Origin of the sequence: Herminiimonas arsenitoxidans, from assembly GCF_900130075.1 — a bacterium.
GTDB classification, from domain to species: Bacteria; Pseudomonadota; Gammaproteobacteria; order Burkholderiales; family Burkholderiaceae_D; genus Oxalicibacterium; species Oxalicibacterium arsenitoxidans.
Window position 1 is genome coordinate 1,216,691 of sequence record NZ_LT671418.1, and the last position, 20,022, is coordinate 1,236,712.

Genomic DNA, 20,022 nt, shown 5'->3' on the forward strand with positions numbered 1-20,022 from the left:
TGGGATAGGTTTAGCTGCAATATTGCAGTCATCAGGCATCTGGACATAAGGATTATTAACCCGTTCCATGACCTGTAACGGATATAAAGAAGTCAATCATCTTTGATCGCTTTGTATAAAAATATGACATAAAACTGCCCGTCTTGGGTTCCGATACCTTCTCACACGTATCCCCTCGCATCCCCACTGGATATAAGGCTTTCATCCATTACCTTTCACAATTCTGGGGGTGCAAGAGTCCGTTATTAAAATGCGCATCTCCTGAAGCGCATCAAAAATTAGTCTAATCCTTACCGAACACGCGTAACTCTCTCAGCGACATACGGATGCGATGGATCAACCGTACAGATAACTACTTTTGATGGATTATTTTCAACCATCACATCAAGACGCTTGCGCTGCCCCGGTCGTATATCCTGCGTCAAAACGGCTCGATTGCTCATCATTACTCCTGAATCGTCATAAGCCCATGCAGTAGAGAGTCTTGATATTGATACTTGGCCTGTATTTTCAAACGTACAAAGCACCCAGCTCCCTTCCTTTTTGCAGTCGGTAATTTTCAGCGGTTCTGGGCATTGGTAAAGTTCGTAAGGTACACGCCCACATCCTGCCAAAAATGCTAATGCCGCTATTGCCCATGCTTTGTTCATGATGACTTCCTTAGTCTAAATTGTTTAACCAGCGGCACAAAAATGTCAGCCAAGGTGAAATGGGATTGGGACCGTAACCTGCGTTGTTATCCGGCCCAGCCAATGCCGCGATAAATCGATATAGATTACTAGTTGAACGTGGGCTGTGAATCACCCATGTCATGTGCGGCATTGTGATTTCTTCCAACAATTGGTCATGCTCGTCTGCCATACCTACTCCCCTTGTAAAAATGGAGGGCGAATGCCCTCCGAATTCCCAGCTTTGTCAGTTTTTTGACCGCATCAACGCTGGCAAACAGTCTTTGGTTTTTAGCCATTCGACTATCTGTTCATAAATCTGAAATATCAACATTGACGGTACATGTACCGTGGCTTTATGCGCATCATAACGGAATCATGTTTAGATGCCAAATCTTTCAAAAATGCGCCAAGACCCTGACCTTATTGCTCTTGGTTCTGCCCTGCGACGATTACGTTTAGAACGCGACATATCCCAAGAGCGTTTGGCCTTATTGGCTGACGTCGACAGAAGTTATGTTGGTCGAGTTGAGCGAGGTGACAACAACGTAGCACTGCTGACGTTGAAACGTTTAGCGGCAGCGCTAGAGCTATCGATGGCAGACTTAATGACCGAAGCTGGCCTTTAACCTATTCGACTGTTAATGCGATTGATGGCATCACGTGCTTTCATACTTGTTTGACTCAATTCCAAATGTGCGTAAATCATCGTCGTTTCAATTTTTGAATGTCCGAGGATTTCCTTCACTTCATATAAGCTCAACCCGTTCTGCAATAAGCGTGTCGCCAATGTGTGTCTGAAGGTATGCACATGACAGCTTTCCAGCCCGGCACGACGAATCGCCTTACGTATCGATTGGGTTGAGTAGCCGCGAGCTAGACCTTTGCGGTTTTGGAATACGTGTGGCCCGTTTCTTTTGCGCTTGAGCAGCATGTAGTACACCCGATCAGTCATATACAACACAGATCCATTGGAAACCTTTGATCTCCAAAGATGAATAATCCGGGTGTCCATATCGATACGTGCCCATTCTATGTTTGCCAATTCGCTATAGCGGCCACCGACATCCAATAGCAATATGGTCAAGTCGTATGCATCCTGAAGCATTTGCTGCATTTCTTCGGATCGCTCTACAAATGGACTAAGTCCCCTCCCTTCCCTAGCTGGATCAAGACAAGTGAGCAGATGTGTTTCTTCCTCTTCAGACATGAATCGAACAGGTGGTTTAATAATTTTTACCTGGGGAAATTCAATTACACCGACTTGATAACCCATTTTTCGTGCAAATTCACACGAACCACGGATCAAATTCAAGTTGTGCTTGATCGTTTGGTTGCTAATGCCAGCACTAGTGCGGATTTGCTTGAATCGCTCCAGCTCATGGGATGTCAATTCATCGATGTACTTAGTAACCGAGAAATGCCGAGCAACCACGTTTGCGCATGACATCAGGCCTTGATAACTAGGTGTGTTCTTACGTGAGTCACAGAACTGGGCCATTGCTTGGCCTAGCTGAATGCGCTCTTTGCGACCCAGGAATAGATTGGCATGCAATTGAGTGCGCCATTCCGCCTCCATTTGCACCGCGGCCTTCTTGTTGGTTGTTTTCGATGAACGGATGTAGGTGACGCCATTTAACTGGAAATGGATATACCAATATTTGCTGTTACCTCGTTTGACAATACTCATGGCATTACATAGGTCTTGAATACCTGACCATCCATGGATACCCAGCTGATGACAACCTATTGATTGAGAAAATCTGTTGTTGCATGCAACCACGAAGCAACGCTGAAGGTGGTTGCATGCAATCAATCATTCGCCGTTGGCGAATGCATACATCGTTGATGATTGGGATTATTCGTGCTTCGCACGTGAAAGATTCGATTTGCCGCACTCGCTTTGCGAGTTTGCAGATCTCATCTTTCAGTATTTGTTGTTCTGATTAATGCGGAAATAATAAAAATCTATGGCCCGTATGTGGCATTTACCAGCTACACACAACTCTTATCGGTTCATTGCGCTGTCATTACTGACGGTCATTACATCTTGTGGATAAAAAAAGAAGCTTGATTCCCAAGCTGACACATCAAAACTGCTATCCACAACAGCAGTAGTAAAACTTTAACCAGTGATCATCTGGCAGGCTCGTTAATGCGGCTTCACGCATTCTGTTCCCAACTCCACCGGACAGTAAGGGTATGACCGGTTGCGGCGTCTGTTAGCTTGTACTCGTGCTTGTTCCGACGCTGATTATCCCGAAGGACAAGAGTATTTATGTTGGCAAACAGATTGTTAGTCTATGGAATAAAGAAACGGCCATGGTGCATTACCACCATGGCCGTTTGTATCTCACTTTACTGCGCGGGCTTCTTTTCCTTTGAAGCGCGGCGTCGGCAGTTATACCAATATGTTTGCGCACCTTTTGGGGTCAACGTCGCACCTTCAACAAAAGCTGCAATGATCATTTCCTTTGATTCATTGCTGATCTGTGGGTACATGACACGCGCTGCATCTGCTTTCGTTTTACCTTCAGCGATCAACGCTTTTCCTTCTGCAATCGCCTTCTGGATCGTTGGCTTTGTCAAATCAATGACGACTGCTATCTCCGCTTCTTTGCTGATTTCAGGTTTGCTTGTGTTTCCTACAGCTGCTTCTTTCTTGGACATAACCATTCCCCAAAGTTGATTGATGATTTCATCTGCCTGAATAGGCGGAATCGTCTCGAATCCAGGAATGTTCTCGAAATAGTCGTTCACCACCTCCGCAAATTCGCCACGGCTCATTTCTGCAGATGGGCAATGGTCCATAACCATTTGAACGAGTACTTCAGCCTGTTCGGTTGTAAGCGTGTACATGAACATCCCTTTAATCAAGACATGTCCACCATCCATTCAAACGGGTAATAGGTCCACAGAACTACTTCTGATACTTTGGGAAAATACCCTTACAAACGTTTTCAATCATGAAGTCAGCGCATTTTTTGTATCTTGCTATCGTGGCAGCCTGACTTTCGTAGGTTGGCTCGTGGGGTATTTCGTATGGCGTCACGTTGATCTTCTTCTTACGAGCAATGATTTCGTCGCCAGGTTCCCGCTGGCTGGCTATATGCGCTTCAATTTGGTTCTTTGGAATATTAAGTTCACCTCTTTCTATCAGTTCATAGGTGTCGTATACCTCCAGCGCGTTCCTAAGCAACCGCGTCCGCGGTTTACAGCGTGCATTTTGGACTGCATAGATGTAGTACCCATCATCCAAACCCGGCACAAGATCTTGTGAATTAAAGTTCGGATCATAGCGATATCGCCCTTTCACTACGTGCTTTTTCTCCCATGTGTCTATCATTTGTGAGAAGCGCTTCATGAGGCGATCTTTTGACCAAGAAAGCTGAACAACGAACGCCTTCATGTCACTGTCCTCTTGGTAGATATCTGGTTCAAACATACCGATTTCGTCTTCGCCTTCCAACTGTTGAATGTCGAATGACCTCATTCGTCGAAAAACCCGGCTGTGCTGAAACCACCATTCCTCAAAGGTAAGGATGGTCTCACCAGCAGTAGCTGTGACGTTGGCAAAGTCATGCCGAACATCTTGCGTCCATTCTTTTCGATCCGAACGGCGCATGAATTCATACCAGTAATAGAAAACCTCTATTTCGTAAGCGCTGAACGGTTGTGACAAACGCCGATCACTCTCTGTCCATCCATCCCCGTCGCACTCTGGCACGTCAAAAAGTAATTTTTCACGCCCTTTTCCATCGATTTTTACTTTCATACGCCTCCTTTCTTAACAACATTAAATCATAAAATTCATTGGTATTTGTTAAGTTTGTTTATCAGGAGATGATTCTTCCTGTCGATTCACGACACTTTTTAAACAACTAAGGAGTACTACATGACATGGCTGAATCTGCCTGATGGCAACCAAATTGACACCGTTCTCGTTCGCTCGGTGATGCTTTACAAGGGAAAAGGAATTGCTGTTCGTGACGCGCAGCAGCGCCTCGCTGCGTACGTGAAAATTGAAGATCACCAGAAAGGCGAGCGTGCACGCGATGCCATTCTTCTGCGTGTGAAGAACCAGCGTTCAGGAGATATCGACTGGACCTTCTTGAGCGAGACATCCTCATTTCCACCTATCGAAGCTGCCAATTCTGAATCGCCACAATAATCCGCCGTTTAATTAATAACCCACTCGGTCCGACTTCGCGTCGGACCATTTAAAAAATCAAGGAAAATTGAATGAACATTCAAACAAATAATACGAACGCCACCGAAAACCAATCCGAAGAGTGCAACAAGCCACCTCTGGTGAGTGAACCGCTCAAATACACCATCAGCGACGCTTGCAACGATGATGATTTCACTGACAATCTAATCGATCCAGAGAAAGAACTTGAGCGTGAACTGCAAATCTTTGACCGTCAGATTGAGGAGTTGACGAAGGCAGGTGACACTCCCGTCATTGGCCAAGGTCCAGAAGTCGTGATCGGCTTCGATTCCGAATATGTATTCGCCAGCGAAGAAGAAAAACGCAACCGTTATCTGAGCCTGCAGTTTTATGTAATCGGTGAAGGAAAGACTTATACAAAGGTCATTTACCCATCTGGCCCACTGCAAACTGATCGTCCCGCTTTCTATCCCACAATCATCAGCTTGCTGCAAGAGTGTGTTGATGATGGCGTGATTCGTGAATGGCCAAGCAAAGTGATCTTGTCAGGCTTCTTCCTGCGTACCGACTTAGCAGCCTTCCGCGATCTATCTTCGTTCAAAACACAACTTGATGTCGCCAGTGGAAAAGTGACGACTGTAGGCTCGCCAGTTCAATTTCAGCCCGAGTCGCCTGAACACGACGGGAATCGCCTCAAACCCAAGTTTGTGGTCGTAAAAGAAGCTGCCGGTTTCACTCGTGGGCTGGTAGTTCGTTTCATCGATATCGGTAGCCATGTCGCCGTAGGCACAACGTTAGCTGACATCGGTGAACAGATCGGATTGCCCAAATTGGCCATCCCTGATGGTTATAGCATTGAGCGCATGGATGAACTTTTAAAGGGTAACAAACCTGCATTTGAAGAGTACGGGATGCGTGACGCCGAAATCGCTGCCCATTACTACCAAAAACTTAAAGCTTTCGCCCTTACCCATACAGAGAGTCGCTCAGTTCCTTCCACTGCTTCGGGGCTGGCTGTTCGCATGCTCTTGTCGCAACTGGATCAGCAAGGCACCAACTTTCATGACACGTTTGGCTTCGAAGAAAAGAAAGGTGTGTACTGGAATAACGTCAAAGGTTCTGTGGTGACTCAGAAATCCGTCATTCCGACCGAGATGCGTGCAATCACGGAGCCATTCGTTGCTAAGTGTTATCACGGTGGTCGTAACGAATGCTATACGTTTGGACCAACACAGGTTTCGGTGTGGAACGACTTCGATCTGGCTGGTGCATACACAACTGGCTTAGTTGATCTGCGTCCCGTCGATTACGACAGCTTCTGGCATACAAAGGATGAGTTGAATTTTGTTGGTCACGTTGTTGGCTTTGCCCTCGTTGAATTCGAGTTCCCAGCGGATACAAAATTTCCATGCCTTCCAGTCGAAGGTTCAAATGGCGGTTTGTTTTATCCCCTCAGCGGCCGCTCCTATTGCACCGCTCCAGAAATCGAGGTCGCATTGGGCATGAATTGCTCAATTAATGTTCTTCACGGTGTAATTATTCCTTGGTGCGAAGATGTGGACGATAGCGATTCACGTATCTTTGAAAAATTTACCACCGGGATTCGTGATCTGCGTCGTAGTTTTATCAAAGGTTCGCCGGACGAGCTGTACGCTAAGCTGATCGGGAATTCGCTTTACGGTAAGACGGCTCAAGGACTGAAGAAGAAAACTGTTTTCGACACACACGGCTTGAAAAGCATCGAACTGCCTCCTTCGAAAATCACGAATGCCATCATTGCGGCGCATACAACCGGATTCATCCGCGCTGTATTGAGCGAACAGATCGCCCGCGTTCCTGCCGGAAAAACTGTAATCAGTGCCACCACAGATGGCTTCATTACGGATGCTGAATTGTCTGAGCTTGACCTGACAGGCCCCATGGCTATTCGGTATCAATCTCTATGTGACCGCGTTGCTCCCGGAACAAAGATGCTTGAGATGAAACACAAAGTTCGCCAATTGGTCGCTGTTAAAACGCGCGGGCAAATTACTGCCGTCCCGTTCGAAGGCGAAAAGCCAATCTTGGCAAAGGCCGGTGTTTCGCCGTCGGTCCCTACTGATCAGCACAATAGTTTTATGCTTGATCTGTTTTTGAATCGCAAACCGGGCCAAACAACAATGTCAAAGCCATTCACTTCGATCCGTGAGCAATGGCGGAAGAACACCGACGTTGTGCGCCTGACTCGTGAAGCCACCTTGAATCTCGAATACGACTTCAAGCGCAATCTGATTGATGGTGACGGCATGCTACCTGTCGGCTCCATCAATCACATTAATTTACAAACTAAACCATGGAAACATATAGACGATGCTGAAACAACACGCGCTTTACATAGTGGCTGGAAGCGCCAGCATTGCATTAAGGATGTCGATGATTGGATGGATTGGTCAGAGCATGTTGCTTTTTCCGTGGTTCGCGCCCGACTGAAAAATAAAGGAAGCAACATACGTTTAACCACTAAGAAAGGATTAGCTGGTGTCTTTTGTCGTATGTTCTTAGTCGCTTTCACCAACCAAATGCACGGCATCAAAAAGACTATGAAATATGCCGAAGTTGCTAATTGGTTGACGGAAGCTGGCTATCCTACATCCCTAGAAGATGTGAAGAACTCAAGACGTGGCAAGTTCTACGAACACGTCATTCCACCATCTAATCGCATGGACGAACTTTCCTACGTGTTACTTGAAAAATTTCCAGAAATGGATCTGCCGAAGTTTTACGTTCAATAATGTGTGCTGTCTGCTGCTGGTTCAATCCAGCAGCAGCTTTTAAATAGATTACTCTGAAAAATGACTATGATGAAAGCTCGACCGTGACTTTACTCGGGTCGTCAAAATCTGGATAAATCACACGAACACCTTCCTTTCGCGCCTGAATCACAAAATAGCGGCCAATATCCCTGCGAGACGCATAACGCGCTGTGCCCACTCGTTTTGGCTCCGTTCGATAATCCTGAAGGTAATCAGCAATACGTTTTGCGTCGTAACCAACTTTCGTCAATTGCTCACGCATTGTCTTCAGTTCCTCGGGTGAGGTCAGTTTCCCAGCAGGATGCACTCGTACCTCTTTGAACAACCTACGTATTTTGTCTGCCAGGGCAGCCCTCAGTAAAAATAATTCATCGCCAGTTTTTTCCTCGAGCCTATTAATAACATCCTGCACCGACTGTAATTCCCGCGAATCATTTTTTTCAGCTAGGGCTAGCGCTTTAATTTGTGTCTGTAGTTCTACTTTTCTTAAGTTTGCGGAAGCAATGCTACTTTCCAACACCTTCATCCGTTCAATTAATGCGTCAGGCGCTGTGTGCCCACTCTCTAAGGCCAAAAGCAAGTTACCGACTTTGCGATTACTCTCTTGAATCTCTGCGTCCGTCAGTTGCAACTCGTCTTGTAAAGTGCGTACTTTGTCTTCTGCATCAGTGTTCTTATCCAAGTCGTCCAGCAATTGCTGTAGCTCCAACCCCCGACAAAAGGATAGAAAACTCTTTTCGAGGTCTTTATAGTCCCATCTGACCGCGTAACAGCCCAAACCCCTTCTTGCCTCATCACACACCAGTACTTTTTTGGATAATCGTACACTCGTCACTCCATCTGGCCCGATGCTCCTTTTTGCAGTAGCCCCCGCCAAAACCATTGACGATCCGCAGTAACCGCACTTGACCAAGCCACTTAGCAAATTAGGAACGTCCACTCCTCGCTTCCCGGTCCGACCAAACAACCTCAACTCACGTGTATTTTTCATCACAAGGAATTCTTCCTTGCTCATCAACGCTGGGAAGTAGTTTTGGATTGAGTCACCGTGCGGTTGATTTTTGCCATCAATCCATAGGTGGGGTTGAAACTCACCATGAAGCGCTGGGCTATTCAGTATCTTGCAGATATAAGAAGTGTGCCAACCGTTGCCATGATTTGAAAAATGCTTTTCTTTACGCTCATTCAGTCTTTTGGCTATCAGCGCTTGGCCTATACCATTGAGAGACCAATTGATAATTTCCTTGATGATCGCTACGCGTTCTGGAATAAACGTAAAAGTTGTTTTATCGGCGCTAAGTGCCAGCCAGCGGGGGCATTGAGCTGTCAGCTTTTTCTCGGCGATCTTATTCCGCTTATTTTGCCAAGCCGATTTTATTCGTTTACTTTTTGTTAATGATTCTTCATGCGCCCTTGCCATGATCATGATGGACATGACCAGATTGCTGTAATTATTTGCTATGGAGTCCTCGTTGTACTCCATCCCGTCAGCCAAGGTAACAATCGTGATGCCCTTCCGCATGATGGATGTAAAGACCTCCAGCGCGTACAACACCTGCTCTCTTGATAAACGGTCGAGTGATTCAACCAATAGAATTGACCCGCGGGCAATTCGACCGCTTTCAACAGCATTTAAAAAGCCACCCAAAGCACCTTTTCGGAGATTGGAGCCATCAAAGGCCGAGACTCCAAGGTCGTGTAGCCGGAATGACTGATCAAGCGTCAGGTTGTGCTCTTGGGCGTACTGCTCAGACAACTCTATTTGACGGCGAAGCGAATCACCTTTTAGCTGCTCCGCTCTGGAAAATCGGACGTACGAATATGCAATTGTCACAACACACTCAAAATAGTTGCCAAAATGAAATTATACTATTTTTTATGTGTTTATAGCCCTGATATTGAAATCAGGTGTGACACCCCCGCACGATTGAACACATTCCAGTCCGCCTGACTGATGGCGCGCTGATCGCCCACCACCAAAGCAACGATCACGCCGGCATACGGCTTATCCTGCAAGGCATTCTGTATCCGACTACGCAACCAGCCGCGAGATCGCTCAACTACGTTATTGAAACTGTAGACAAAACTATCCAAACGCTCATTCTTGAATTCAGAACGTTGATCAGGGCGCACATAACCAGTTGCTCTAATGTTTTGCTCAAGCAGCCACACTTCATAATCGAAACCATGCGGATTGGCATTGCCGTGCGGACGACGCAAGCGCACCGTCAATTGCCAGCGCTCACCAGCATGCACTTCACCAACTGCCTGCAATTCATCTTGATTAAAAGCGGAATACCAGGACAAAGACAATTTGGAAGGAATAACAGGAACGACGCCATCTAATGGCATGACTTTTTCGACCGCGAAATTGAAGCGCACGCCGCGCTCGAAATAACTAGGCAAGCTATCTATCGTACCGACGATGGTGACGTCTTTTCCTTCCAAATCCTTAGGCAATTTCTGCGTTAAGTAATACTGGGCAAACAAAGCCGCCCATGCAAAGCCCAGCGCAGCCCCCATCATTGCAAGCAGAGGGATTTTTAATTTATGCAGAAGAGAATAGCGAACGAGTGCGGCCAGCACACAGGCTGCGATAAGCAAAAGCAGAATGGAAAAATACTTGGGGAGCGATGCTTGCGTCTGCAGCCACGCAGCTCCAATGACAAAGCCGATGATCGCGCTACGCATCCGACCGCTTAACTGAAGTGACTCAACCGCGGCATGGCAGCCACTGCATTGGCAGAGGTCACGCGTGCAACATCTTCCAGCGACATCGCACGCAACTCAGCAAGTACCTGCCCTATGCGTGGTAACTCTTCCGGGCTATTACGTTGCGGGTGCAACCATGCTGGAGAAATATCAGGCGCATCAGTTTCCAGCACGATGGACTCAATCGGCAAAGTTGCCGCCATGCGCCGAATTTGCAGCGCACGCGTAAATGTCATGGCGCCGCCAAAACCCAGCTTGAATCCGAGAGAAATGAAAGTTTCGGCCTGCTGAAAACTGCCATTGAATGCGTGTGCAATCCCGCCTATGACCTGAATGCGCCGCAGATATTTAAGTATGCTGTCTTGCGATTTACGTACATGCAGCAAAACCGGCAAGCCAAAATCACGGGCAATCTTGAGCTGTTCGGAATAGAAAAAATCCTGCTTCTCACGCATCTCCGGTGTCGTCAGCATGGGTACAAAAAAATCCAAACCAATTTCGCCCAACGCGACAAAACGCGTATCGTTCATCGCCGCTTCCACCGTCTCACGCAACACAGCAAGATCACTCTCTTGCGCCTGTGGTACGAAAATGGGATGTATGCCGAGCGCATACGTGCAATTGGCGTGCTGATGCGCCAAGCCAGCCACCGTCGCGAAGTTATCGCGCGCGACGGCTGGTATCACTATCATGCTGACATTTTTCTGCAATGCCTGAGTCGCGATGACATCTTCCTCACCGGCGAATTCAGCCGCATCCAAATGACAATGTGTATCTATCCACATATCAGTCTATGAATGTGTAGCGATGAAAACAAACGCGAGAATCATGCATATTGATCCAGGCACAGATAAATTTAGTCGGTATACGGCTGCAAACCATGTTCAGACAAACGCAGTATCCGATCGCAATGCGTCGCCAGCTCGACATCGTGCGTGACGATGACAAAAGCAGTACCCAGCGTACGCGACAACTCCAGCATTAGATCGAAAGTCTTTTGCGCAGTTGCCCTATCCAGATTACCTGTCGGCTCATCCGCCAGCACGCAAGCCGGTTGTGTCACCAGCGCACGCGCCAGTGCAACACGTTGACGTTCGCCACCGGACAATTCACCCGGCACGTGCGTCACGCGATGTTCAAGTCCGACACGCGTCAGAATCGCACGCGCTGTCTCGTGTGCTTCTGAACGAGGCACGCGACGTATCATCAGCGGCATCGCCACATTGTCCAGCGCAGAAAACTCAGGCAACAAATGATGGAATTGATAAACGAAGCCCAAAGATTGGTTGCGTAGATTACCGCGTGTCTTTTCATCCAGCGTCGCAAAGTCTTTGTTCAACAAAGTAACCGAGCCATCTGTCGGCGTATCCAAGCCGCCCAACAGATGCAGCAAAGTCGATTTGCCTGAACCAGACGCACCGACGATCGCTACGCGTTCGCCTTTGACGATATCCAGGCTCACGCCTCTCAATACATTGACCGAATATTTGCCTTGCGTGAAAGTTTTCGCAAGATCGCGGCACGACAATACATGTTCACTCATAACGCAATGCCTCCGCAGGTTTTACGCGGGCAGCCCACCAACTTGGGTACAGCGTCGCAACAAATGAAAGTACAACCGCCACGCTACCGATGGTCCAGACATCGTTCCAGCGCAGATCGGATGGCAACTCACTAATCAGATAAATATCTTTCGGCAGGAACTGCACATGCAGCAGTCGCTCGATAAACGGCACGATCACGTCTATATTGGATGCAATCAGCACGCCGCCGCCTACACCTAATGCAGTTCCTATCAAGCCTACCAATGCGCCTTGAATCATAAAAATCTTCATGATCGAGCCTGGCGATGCGCCCAGTGTGCGCAGGATCGCAATATCCGCCTGTTTGTCAGTAACCGTCATCACCAGTGTCGATACCAGATTGAAAGCGGCCACTGCAATGATCAAGGTCAGGATGATGAACATCATGCGTTTTTCAGTCTGAACGGCAGCAAACCAGTTGCGATTTTGCTTGGACCAATCGCGTATCACCAGGTTGCCGGTGAGCACGCGCGACAAATCCATTGCCACTTGCGGCGCGCGTTGCATGTCATCTATTTTCAAGCGCAAACCAGATGGTGCCGGCAGTTTGAACATCTTCATCGCATCGTCGATGTGTATAAAAGCCAGCGTCGAATCGTATTCGAAGTGCCCGGAATCAAAAATGCCAACCACAGTAAATTGCTTGAGCCGCGGAATCACACCGGCTGGCGTCACCTGCCCTTGCGGCGCAATCATCGTGACCTTGTCACCCAGTTGCGCATCCATGCTGCGCGCCAGTTCATTTCCCAACACGATATTGAACTCGCCGGAACGCAGATCATTCAAACTACCCTGCCGTACCTGCGAAGCCACATCAGAAACTTTAGGTTCTTCTGCCGGCAACACGCCACGCACTGCAACGCCGCGCAAGGTTTGATCCCGCGTCAGCATGGCCTGTGCATCGACATACGGTGCTGCTCCGCGCACTTCCTTATTGGTAAACACTTCGCGTGCCGTGGCTTGCCAATCAGGCAAAGCACCTTGCGGTTCGAAGATTTCAATATGCGCCAGCACCGAGAGCATGCGATCACGCACCTCTTTCTGGAAGCCATTCATCACTGACAACACAATGATCAATGCCGCCACGCCCAGCGCAATGCCCGCCATGGAAATCAGCGAGATAAATGAAATGAAGCTGTTGCGACCACTACGTCGCCCGGCGCGCGTGTAGCGTATGCCGACCAGCCACTCGAAAGATAGATTTTTTATGATGCTCAATGAAGGCTCCTGAATGCAGCACGCAGTTTGCCATACATTCTCCCGTGCCAGCAAAGCACAGAGATGAAAAGCGGCAAGTGTACCAGTCGTTGACTATGTCCACATCCCTTACGTTCCCCGGCAAATCGAATACTAGACATTTCCTAACTATTCGCGAGTGCGAACGCGGCTATTTGGGAGGTAATGCAAGGCGTGTCGCACCGCCAAGGGTGGTTCCCTTGGCAAGTGGCGCAACGCGGCAGTACGCCCCAATAGCCCGTTCCCTCCGGGTTCTTGCCGAAAGAGGCGCTGGCCGCGTTGCGCTCCTTGCGCATAGCTCGCTATGCGACGCGTCGCACGCCTTGCCAGCACCTCTTTCGACAAGAACGCATCTCACGAATAGTTAGGAAATGAGTTCTACAACGATCTTGATAGCGGCGGATCCTGCAATTGCCCTACAATCGCGGCATGACTCAACTTGCACTCCTTTTACCCTTCGCCCTGCCACAGAAAGAATTGGCACGCGACCTGCTGCGCGAACTGAAAATGCCTGCATTCGCCACCCTGCTGGCACGCGGCAATCTGATAGAGCAACAAATATCCGATGGTTTTTCCCGCGCCTTGCCGCATGAAAACTGGCTAGCGCAGCAATTCGGCATGGCAACAGATAGCAATTCCAGCCCTTCAGTCGCCGTCAATGCGATGTCTACCTTCGGCTTGCAGGCCGATGCAGGTGTCTGGTTTATCTTGCAACCCGTGCATTTGCATATCGCGCGCGACCATCTGGTGCTGACCGATCCACAGCAATTGCAACTGTCGGAGCAAGATGCACGCGGCTTGTTTGATACCGTCCAGCCGCTATTTGAAGAGTCAGGCAGAACCTTGCTCTACGGCGATGCACGCACATGGTTCTTGCGCGCCGATGATCTGCAAGCGCTACATACATCTACACCTGATGCTGCCTGTGGCCACAATATCGATATCTGGATGCCTAAAGGGGCCAATGAACGTGATTGGCGCAGATTGCAAAACGAAGTCCAGATGCATTGGCATGGACACGCAATCAATGATGCGCGTGAAGCAATAGGTTTGAAGCCGGTTAATTCTGTCTGGCTCTGGGGCGGCACGTCGACTACCCAGACATCCTCACCCCATAAAATTGAAGAAACGTTCACTTTGGCTGGGGCGCAGCACTTGTTTGCCTCTTCGACTGCAAAGCAAATTCCAGCCAACTCCGTGACAGATTTGATCGCCGCAAAACCTCAGCAAGGTTTGTTAGTGCTAGACAGCTTGATAGCACCAGCCATGGCTGGCGATTGGTCAGAGTGGTTGGGACGTTTGCAAGCAATGGAAACTGAGTGGTTCGCCCCTTTGCTGGAAGCGATAAAGAATAGTCAGCTCGACCAATTAAGCATCACGCTCAGCCACAACACGGCTCTATCGACTATCACCATTCAGAAATCCTCTCTGCGCAAATTCTGGCGTAAACCTTCACTTGCACGGTTGGTGCCATGACACGTATTACCACACGCCCTTATCCATTCCGCGATGCCGAACGTATGCATCAAAGCGGCGTACACCCGGTCATGGCGCGTCTGTATGCCGCACGCGGCTTGCTCGACATGAAGGAACTGACCAGCGAACTGACGGCGCTGATCCCGCCACCCGGTTTACTGAAAATTGATGTCGCTGCAACCTTCCTCGCCGATGCAATTGCAGCGAAAAAGAAACTAGTCATCGTCGCCGATTACGACTGCGACGGCGCTACCGCCTGTGCAGTGGCACTGCGCGGCTTGCGTTCCATGGGCGCGATTGTCGATTTCATCGTGCCTAACCGTTTTGAATACGGCTACGGCCTCACGCCGGAAATCGTCGCCCTCGCCGTACGCGAAAAATCGCCGGACATCATCGTCACCGTCGACAACGGCATCGCCAGCATAGATGGCGTGGCCGAAGCCAATCGACGCGGTATCGATGTGGTCGTCACCGATCATCACTTGCCGGCTGATACCTTGCCGGCGGCGCGTGTGATCGTGAACCCGAACCAGCCTGACTGCGGCTTCCCAAGTAAAAATCTTGCTGGCGTCGGCGTCATGTTTTACGTGTTGCTCGCCTTGCGTGCGGAAATGCGCAAGCGCGGCATCTTCGATGCACAAACCCAACCCAAACTGGATGCGCTACTCGATCTGGTCGCGCTCGGCACCGTCGCCGACGTGGTCAAGCTCGACGCCAACAATCGCATCTTGGTCGCACAAGGTTTGAAGCGCATGCGCGCCGGACGTATGCATGCAGGCGTAGCCGCACTGTTCCGCGCGGCTGGTCGTGAAGGGCGACGTGCGTCGCCCTTCGATCTCGGCTTTGCATTAGGTCCTCGCTTGAATGCTGCGGGACGTTTGTCCGATATGTCGCTGGGTATTGAATGCCTGACCACCGACGACGAAGGTCGCGCCTGGGCGATTGCTCAGCAACTCGATGAAATCAATCGCGAACGCCGCACTATCGAAGCAGATATGCAAGACACCGCGCTCATCCTGTTGGAGAACTTCAATCCGCAGGACAAAACCACCATCAGCGTCTTCGATCCGACCTGGCACCAAGGCGTGATCGGCATCGTCGCCTCACGTCTGAAGGACAAATTTTATCGTCCGACCATTACTTTCGCCGATGCAGGCGATGGCTGGATCAAAGGTTCGGGGCGTTCAATTGCCGGCTTCCATCTGCGCGATGCACTGGACTTGGTTTCCAAGCATGCGCCTACGTTGATAGATAAATTCGGTGGTCACGCAATGGCGGCTGGTTTGACGATACGCGCTGACGCACTGGACGCATTCACACAAGCATTTGAAGCAGTCGGCAAAAATTGGTTGAATCCGAATCAGTTGGAGCGCGTAGTAGAGACCGACGGCCCGCTTGAATCAGCCTACTTCACCACACAATTCATCGAATTGATGGAAGCTCAGGTCTGGGGGCAAGGTTTTGCACCGCCGCTATTCTGCGATGAATTTCGCGTTGTGAATCAACGCATACTGAAAGAACGCCATCTGAAATTGACGCTAGAAAAAGATGGACAAAGCTACGATGCCATCTGGTTTGGCCATATAGACTCTTTGCCAGCCAGAGCCAAAGTCGCCTACCGCCTGGATGCCAATGAGTTCAATGGAAGAACGCGGGTGCAGTTGCTGGTCGAGCATGCTGAAGCTGCTGAATAAGGTTTTAACGCACCGGCAAAAATTGCAGGAACGAGCCACCAACCAGATTTTGCACATAGTTGATGCCAGCCCGGCGGTATCTTTCAGTCAAAAATTCAGCCAGCAAATCAAGCCGTCCGACGACTTTGCCAAATTCGCGCTCAAAGCTCAGATTACGACTGGCCTCGCTCATATCGTCGGATAAGAGCAGCACCTTGCCCATGCTATTGCGACGGCTGCCCAGCAACCAGACCGCGACTTCAATATTACGTCCCGCGTTATAGATATGCTGAGCATCCAGAGCATCAACCAGGAAGAATTCCGTCTTGTTACCATGTGCCGCAATGATCATATCGGCACTGCTGTAAATGAACGCCGCCACGCGATCACCGCTGAAATCCGGCATCAAGGCCAGCGATAAAGCCTTGATATCGCGCTGCCCCTGCAATCCGGGCCACGGTTGGCGCTGCTCGATCGCCTCGCGCACCCGCTTTATGCTCTCTTCCCGGCTGATGCCCGTTTTTTTCCATTCGGCGGGATTGCGCCGGTATAACTTGTCCATCAGCAGATAAAGACTATCCAGATTGTCCTTCATGCCTATGGTCGCGATACGGTTAGTGTCAGACTGCCCCATCTCCTTACCGCTGGCCGACATTCCCTTGACTTCCCCCCGTGGGGCCGGTGTCGAAGAACAGCCTGCCAATGCAGCGCACACACACAAGAATGCCCAAGCGCGTTGCGACCGCTCCATATTTATTACTCCCTTAATAATATTTATAAGAAGACAGCAAAACGGGAAAACGGTTCACCTGACAAGGTGCCCCTCGAAACGTGCTTAAAAGCGCAGTGTAGCTCAGGTATAATTCACGGTTTGATTGTTGAAGAAATATCATGGAAGCTGAACGTTTAAATTCCCTAGAATCCCTGCTCGCCGATCTCACGACTCGCGCGACCGAACTTCGGAGGTATCTTTGACTTCGATATCAAGTCAGAGAAACTAGACCAAGTCAACGGCGAACTGGAAGATCCAGAAGTCTGGAATGACCAGAAACGCGCCCAGGAATTGGGTAAAGAAAAGAAATCGCTGGAAGCGATCGTCCACACGCTGATCAAGATTGACGCCGAGCTGAATGATGCTCGTGATCTGTTCGAGATGGCGCGTGAAGAAAAAGACGAAGAAACCATCGAAGCCATCGAAGCCGATGCGCAGGAATTGCTCAAGCTGGTAGAAGGCATGGAGTTCCGCCGCATGTTCAGCAATCCTATGGATGCGAACAACTGCTTCATCGATATTCAAGCTGGCGCTGGCGGTACCGAAGCACAAGACTGGGCATCCATGTTGCTGCGCCAGTATCTGCGCTATTGCGAACGCAAGGGCTTCAAGGCCGAGATCCTCGAACAATCCGACGGTGAAGTCGCCGGTATCAAGACCGCGACCATCAAAGTCGAAGGCGACTACGCTTATGGCTTCCTGCGTACAGAAACCGGCGTCCATCGTCTGGTGCGCAAATCGCCATTCGATTCTGCCAACGGCCGTCACACATCGTTCTCCAGCTTGTTCGTCTACCCTGAAGTCGATGATTCGATCGAGATTGACATCAATCCGGCCGATGTTCGTATCGATACCTATCGTGCGTCCGGCGCCGGTGGTCAGCACATTAACAAAACCGATTCCGCAGTGCGTCTGACGCACGGCCCGTCCGGTATTGTTGTGCAGTGTCAGAACGACCGTTCGCAGCATCGCAACAAGGCCGAAGCATGGGACATGTTGAAAGCGAAGCTGTTTGAGCTGGAAATGCGCAACCGCATGAGCGAACAGCAAAAGCTGGAAGATTCCAAGACCGATGTGGGCTGGGGTCATCAGATCCGCTCCTACGTACTGGATCAGTCGCGCATCAAGGATTTGCGCACCAGCTTCGAAACCGGTAATACCAAAGCGGTACTCGACGGTGATCTCGATGATTTCATCGCTGCATCGCTGAAGCAAGGCGTGTAATTCATTTTTCACGCCTTGCTGTTTAATTTTTAATCGTATCCCCTAACAGATTGTTACCCCATGACTACGCATAACGACGACGCTGCAGCATCGCTACCGATCGACGAAAACAAAATCATCGCCGAACGCCGCGCCAAGCTGAGCGCATTGCGCGAACAAGGTATCGCCTTCCCTAACGACTTCCGTCCACAGCACAAAGCCGCCGATCTGCACGCGCAGTACGACAGCAAGACACGCGAAGAACTGGAAGCAGAGCCAGTCACCGTCGTGCTGGCAGGCCGCATGATGTTGAAACGTGAAGCAGGCAAGAAGGCTGCATTCGCTACGCTGCAAGATGCATCCGGTCCGAAAGCTGACGGCCGCATCCAGATCTACGCAACACTGGATCTGACTGGCGAAGCTGCAATGGCAGCGCTACATCACTACGATCTGGGCGATATTCTGGGCGTGGTCGGCACACTGTTCAAAACCAAGACCGATGAACTGACGATCAAGGTGAGCGAACTGCGCTTGATCACCAAGTCGCTGCGTCCGCTGCCGGATAAATTCCACGGCCTCGCCGATCAGGAAACCAAGTACCGTCAGCGTTACGTTGATCTGATCATGAATGAAGAAACGCGCCGCACCTTCAAAGCGCGTACTGCTGCGATTACGTCGATACGCAACTTCATGGCCAAGAACGATTTCATGGAAGTCGAGACACCGATGCTGCACACCATTCCAGGCGGCGCAGCGGCCAAGCCTTTCATCACGCATCACAACGCGCTCGACATGCAAATGTTCCTGCGTATTGCGCCTGAGCTGTATCTGAAGCGTCTGGTAGTCGGCGGCTTCGATCGCGTGTTCGAGATCAATCGTAACTTCCGCAACGAAGGCGTATCGATCCGTCACAATCCAGAATTCACGATGATGGAATTCTATGCGGCGTACACCGATTACAAATGGTTGATGGATTTCACCGAAGCAGTGATTCGTCAGGCCGCCATCGATGCGCACGGTACGGCAACATTGACCTACGGTGGCCGTGAGCTGGATTTGGCAAAGCCATTCCATCGCTTGACCATCGTTGAAGCCATCAACAAGTACGCACCTGGCTATACGGCTGAACAACTCAACGATGTGGAATTCATCAAAGCTGAGTTGAAAAAATTCGGCGTGAAACCGCATGCACACTCCGGTCTCGGCGCATTGCAATTGGCACTGTTTGAAGAAACCGCAGAAGCGCAGTTGTGGGAACCAACCTACATCATCGATTACCCGGTTGAAGTGTCGCCATTGGCGCGCGCATCAGACACTGTTCCAGGCATTACCGAGCGCTTCGAATTGTTCATGGTTGGCCGCGAAATCGCTAACGGCTTCTCCGAATTGAACGATGCGGAAGATCAGGCGGCTCGCTTCCAGGCGCAAGTTGCAGCTAAAGATGCAGGCGATGAAGAGGCGATGTTTTACGACGCCGATTACATCCGTGCTCTGGAATACGGCATGCCACCAGCCGGCGGTTGCGGCATCGGTATCGATCGTTTGATGATGATCATCACCGACTCGCCTAACATCCGCGACGTGCTGCTATTCCCGCACTTGCGCCGCGAAGATTAAGTTTCTCAAAGCCAATAAAAAGGACTGCTCAGGCAGTCCTTTTTTATTTAGCAGCAACTAAGTGTTGTTTTAATACTCACAGCGTTACATAGTCTTACATCTGACACAGGTTTCGGCTT

General features: G+C 49.8%; 18 protein-coding genes. 7 read left to right on the forward strand and 11 right to left on the reverse strand.

From position 1 onward, the window contains the following. Positions 1-290 precede the first annotated feature (290 nt). Entirely contained in the window at positions 291-650 is a 360-nt protein-coding gene (locus BQ6873_RS18010; RefSeq protein WP_157889132.1) for a hypothetical protein, read from the reverse strand. A gap of 10 nt (positions 651-660) precedes the next feature. Next, positions 661-861 carry a hypothetical protein gene (locus BQ6873_RS18235; RefSeq protein ID WP_231949288.1) on the reverse strand — a complete coding sequence of 67 codons (201 nt, stop codon included), beginning with the start codon at positions 859-861 and terminating at the stop codon, positions 661-663. 193 nt (positions 862-1,054) lie between these two features. On the opposite strand from BQ6873_RS18235, the gene BQ6873_RS05730 reads away from it, so the two are divergent. Beyond that, the gene (locus BQ6873_RS05730; protein WP_076591793.1) at positions 1,055-1,297 is read left to right on the forward strand and encodes a helix-turn-helix domain-containing protein; all 243 of its coding nucleotides are present in this window, start codon (positions 1,055-1,057) and stop codon (positions 1,295-1,297) included. Here the strand turns inward: BQ6873_RS05730 and BQ6873_RS05735 are convergent. The 3 genes from BQ6873_RS05735 to BQ6873_RS05745 form a co-directional block, all read right to left on the reverse strand. Further along, a complete protein-coding gene (locus tag BQ6873_RS05735; RefSeq protein WP_076591794.1) occupies positions 1,294-2,358 on the reverse strand; it encodes a tyrosine-type recombinase/integrase in 1,065 nt (354 codons plus the stop codon). The genes BQ6873_RS05730 and BQ6873_RS05735 overlap by 4 nt on opposite strands. Positions 2,359-3,026: 668 nt before the next feature. After that, entirely contained in the window at positions 3,027-3,527 is a 501-nt protein-coding gene (locus BQ6873_RS18140; protein ID WP_197685171.1) for a hypothetical protein, read from the reverse strand. Between the two features lie 61 nt (positions 3,528-3,588). Further along, a complete protein-coding gene (locus BQ6873_RS05745) occupies positions 3,589-4,443 on the reverse strand; it encodes a hypothetical protein (RefSeq protein WP_076591795.1) in 855 nt (284 codons plus the stop codon). Between the two features lie 120 nt (positions 4,444-4,563). Here BQ6873_RS05745 and BQ6873_RS05750 point away from each other — a divergent pair, with 120 nt between their 5' ends. Then, positions 4,564-4,839, forward strand: a complete 276-nt coding sequence (locus tag BQ6873_RS05750; protein WP_076591796.1) for a hypothetical protein — start codon at positions 4,564-4,566, stop codon at positions 4,837-4,839. 71 nt (positions 4,840-4,910) lie between these two features. After that, positions 4,911-7,610 carry a hypothetical protein gene (locus BQ6873_RS05755; RefSeq protein ID WP_076591797.1) on the forward strand — a complete coding sequence of 900 codons (2,700 nt, stop codon included), beginning with the start codon at positions 4,911-4,913 and terminating at the stop codon, positions 7,608-7,610. Between the two features lie 64 nt (positions 7,611-7,674). Here the strand turns inward: BQ6873_RS05755 and BQ6873_RS05760 are convergent, their stop codons facing one another. The 5 genes from BQ6873_RS05760 to BQ6873_RS05780 form a co-directional block, all read right to left on the reverse strand. Next, positions 7,675-9,465, reverse strand: a complete 1,791-nt coding sequence (locus BQ6873_RS05760) for a recombinase family protein (protein ID WP_076591798.1) — start codon at positions 9,463-9,465, stop codon at positions 7,675-7,677. Between the two features lie 50 nt (positions 9,466-9,515). Continuing rightward, on the reverse strand, positions 9,516-10,322 hold the full coding sequence (locus BQ6873_RS05765) for a ComEC/Rec2 family competence protein (RefSeq protein ID WP_076591799.1): 807 nt from the start codon (positions 10,320-10,322) through the stop codon (positions 9,516-9,518). Positions 10,323-10,330: 8 nt separating this feature from the next. Beyond that, on the reverse strand, positions 10,331-11,128 hold the full coding sequence (locus BQ6873_RS05770) for a TatD family hydrolase (protein ID WP_076591800.1): 798 nt from the start codon (positions 11,126-11,128) through the stop codon (positions 10,331-10,333). Between the two features lie 71 nt (positions 11,129-11,199). Further along, positions 11,200-11,886 (reverse strand): lipoprotein-releasing ABC transporter ATP-binding protein LolD, encoded by a 687-nt coding sequence (gene lolD, locus BQ6873_RS05775; protein ID WP_076591801.1) that lies wholly within the window; start codon positions 11,884-11,886, stop codon positions 11,200-11,202. Then, a complete protein-coding gene (locus BQ6873_RS05780) occupies positions 11,879-13,144 on the reverse strand; it encodes a lipoprotein-releasing ABC transporter permease subunit (protein ID WP_076591802.1) in 1,266 nt (421 codons plus the stop codon). The genes lolD and BQ6873_RS05780 overlap by 8 nt, the downstream gene beginning before the upstream one ends. A 447-nt stretch (positions 13,145-13,591) precedes the next feature. Between BQ6873_RS05780 and BQ6873_RS05785 the strand changes: the two genes are divergently transcribed. Together BQ6873_RS05785 and recJ are read left to right on the forward strand one after the other, a co-directional pair. After that, complete coding sequence (locus BQ6873_RS05785) at positions 13,592-14,638, forward strand: hypothetical protein (protein ID WP_076591803.1); 1,047 nt, start codon at positions 13,592-13,594, stop codon at positions 14,636-14,638. Next, entirely contained in the window at positions 14,635-16,332 is a 1,698-nt protein-coding gene (gene recJ, locus BQ6873_RS05790) for a single-stranded-DNA-specific exonuclease RecJ (RefSeq protein WP_076591804.1), read from the forward strand. The genes BQ6873_RS05785 and recJ overlap by 4 nt, the downstream gene beginning before the upstream one ends. A gap of 4 nt (positions 16,333-16,336) precedes the next feature. On the opposite strand, the gene BQ6873_RS05795 is transcribed toward recJ, so the two are convergent. Continuing rightward, positions 16,337-17,062 (reverse strand): hypothetical protein, encoded by a 726-nt coding sequence (locus tag BQ6873_RS05795; RefSeq protein WP_076591805.1) that lies wholly within the window; start codon positions 17,060-17,062, stop codon positions 16,337-16,339. A gap of 140 nt (positions 17,063-17,202) precedes the next feature. On the opposite strand from BQ6873_RS05795, the gene prfB reads away from it, so the two are divergent. After that, a protein-coding gene (gene prfB, locus BQ6873_RS05800; protein ID WP_157889133.1) for a peptide chain release factor 2 occupies positions 17,203-18,307 on the forward strand; the annotation gives its coding sequence in 2 pieces (ribosomal slippage) (positions 17,203-17,283 and positions 17,285-18,307; 1,104 coding nt in all). Between the two features lie 60 nt (positions 18,308-18,367). Beyond that, complete coding sequence (gene lysS, locus BQ6873_RS05805) at positions 18,368-19,903, forward strand: lysine--tRNA ligase (protein WP_076591807.1); 1,536 nt, start codon at positions 18,368-18,370, stop codon at positions 19,901-19,903. Positions 19,904-20,022: the final 119 nt, after the last annotated feature.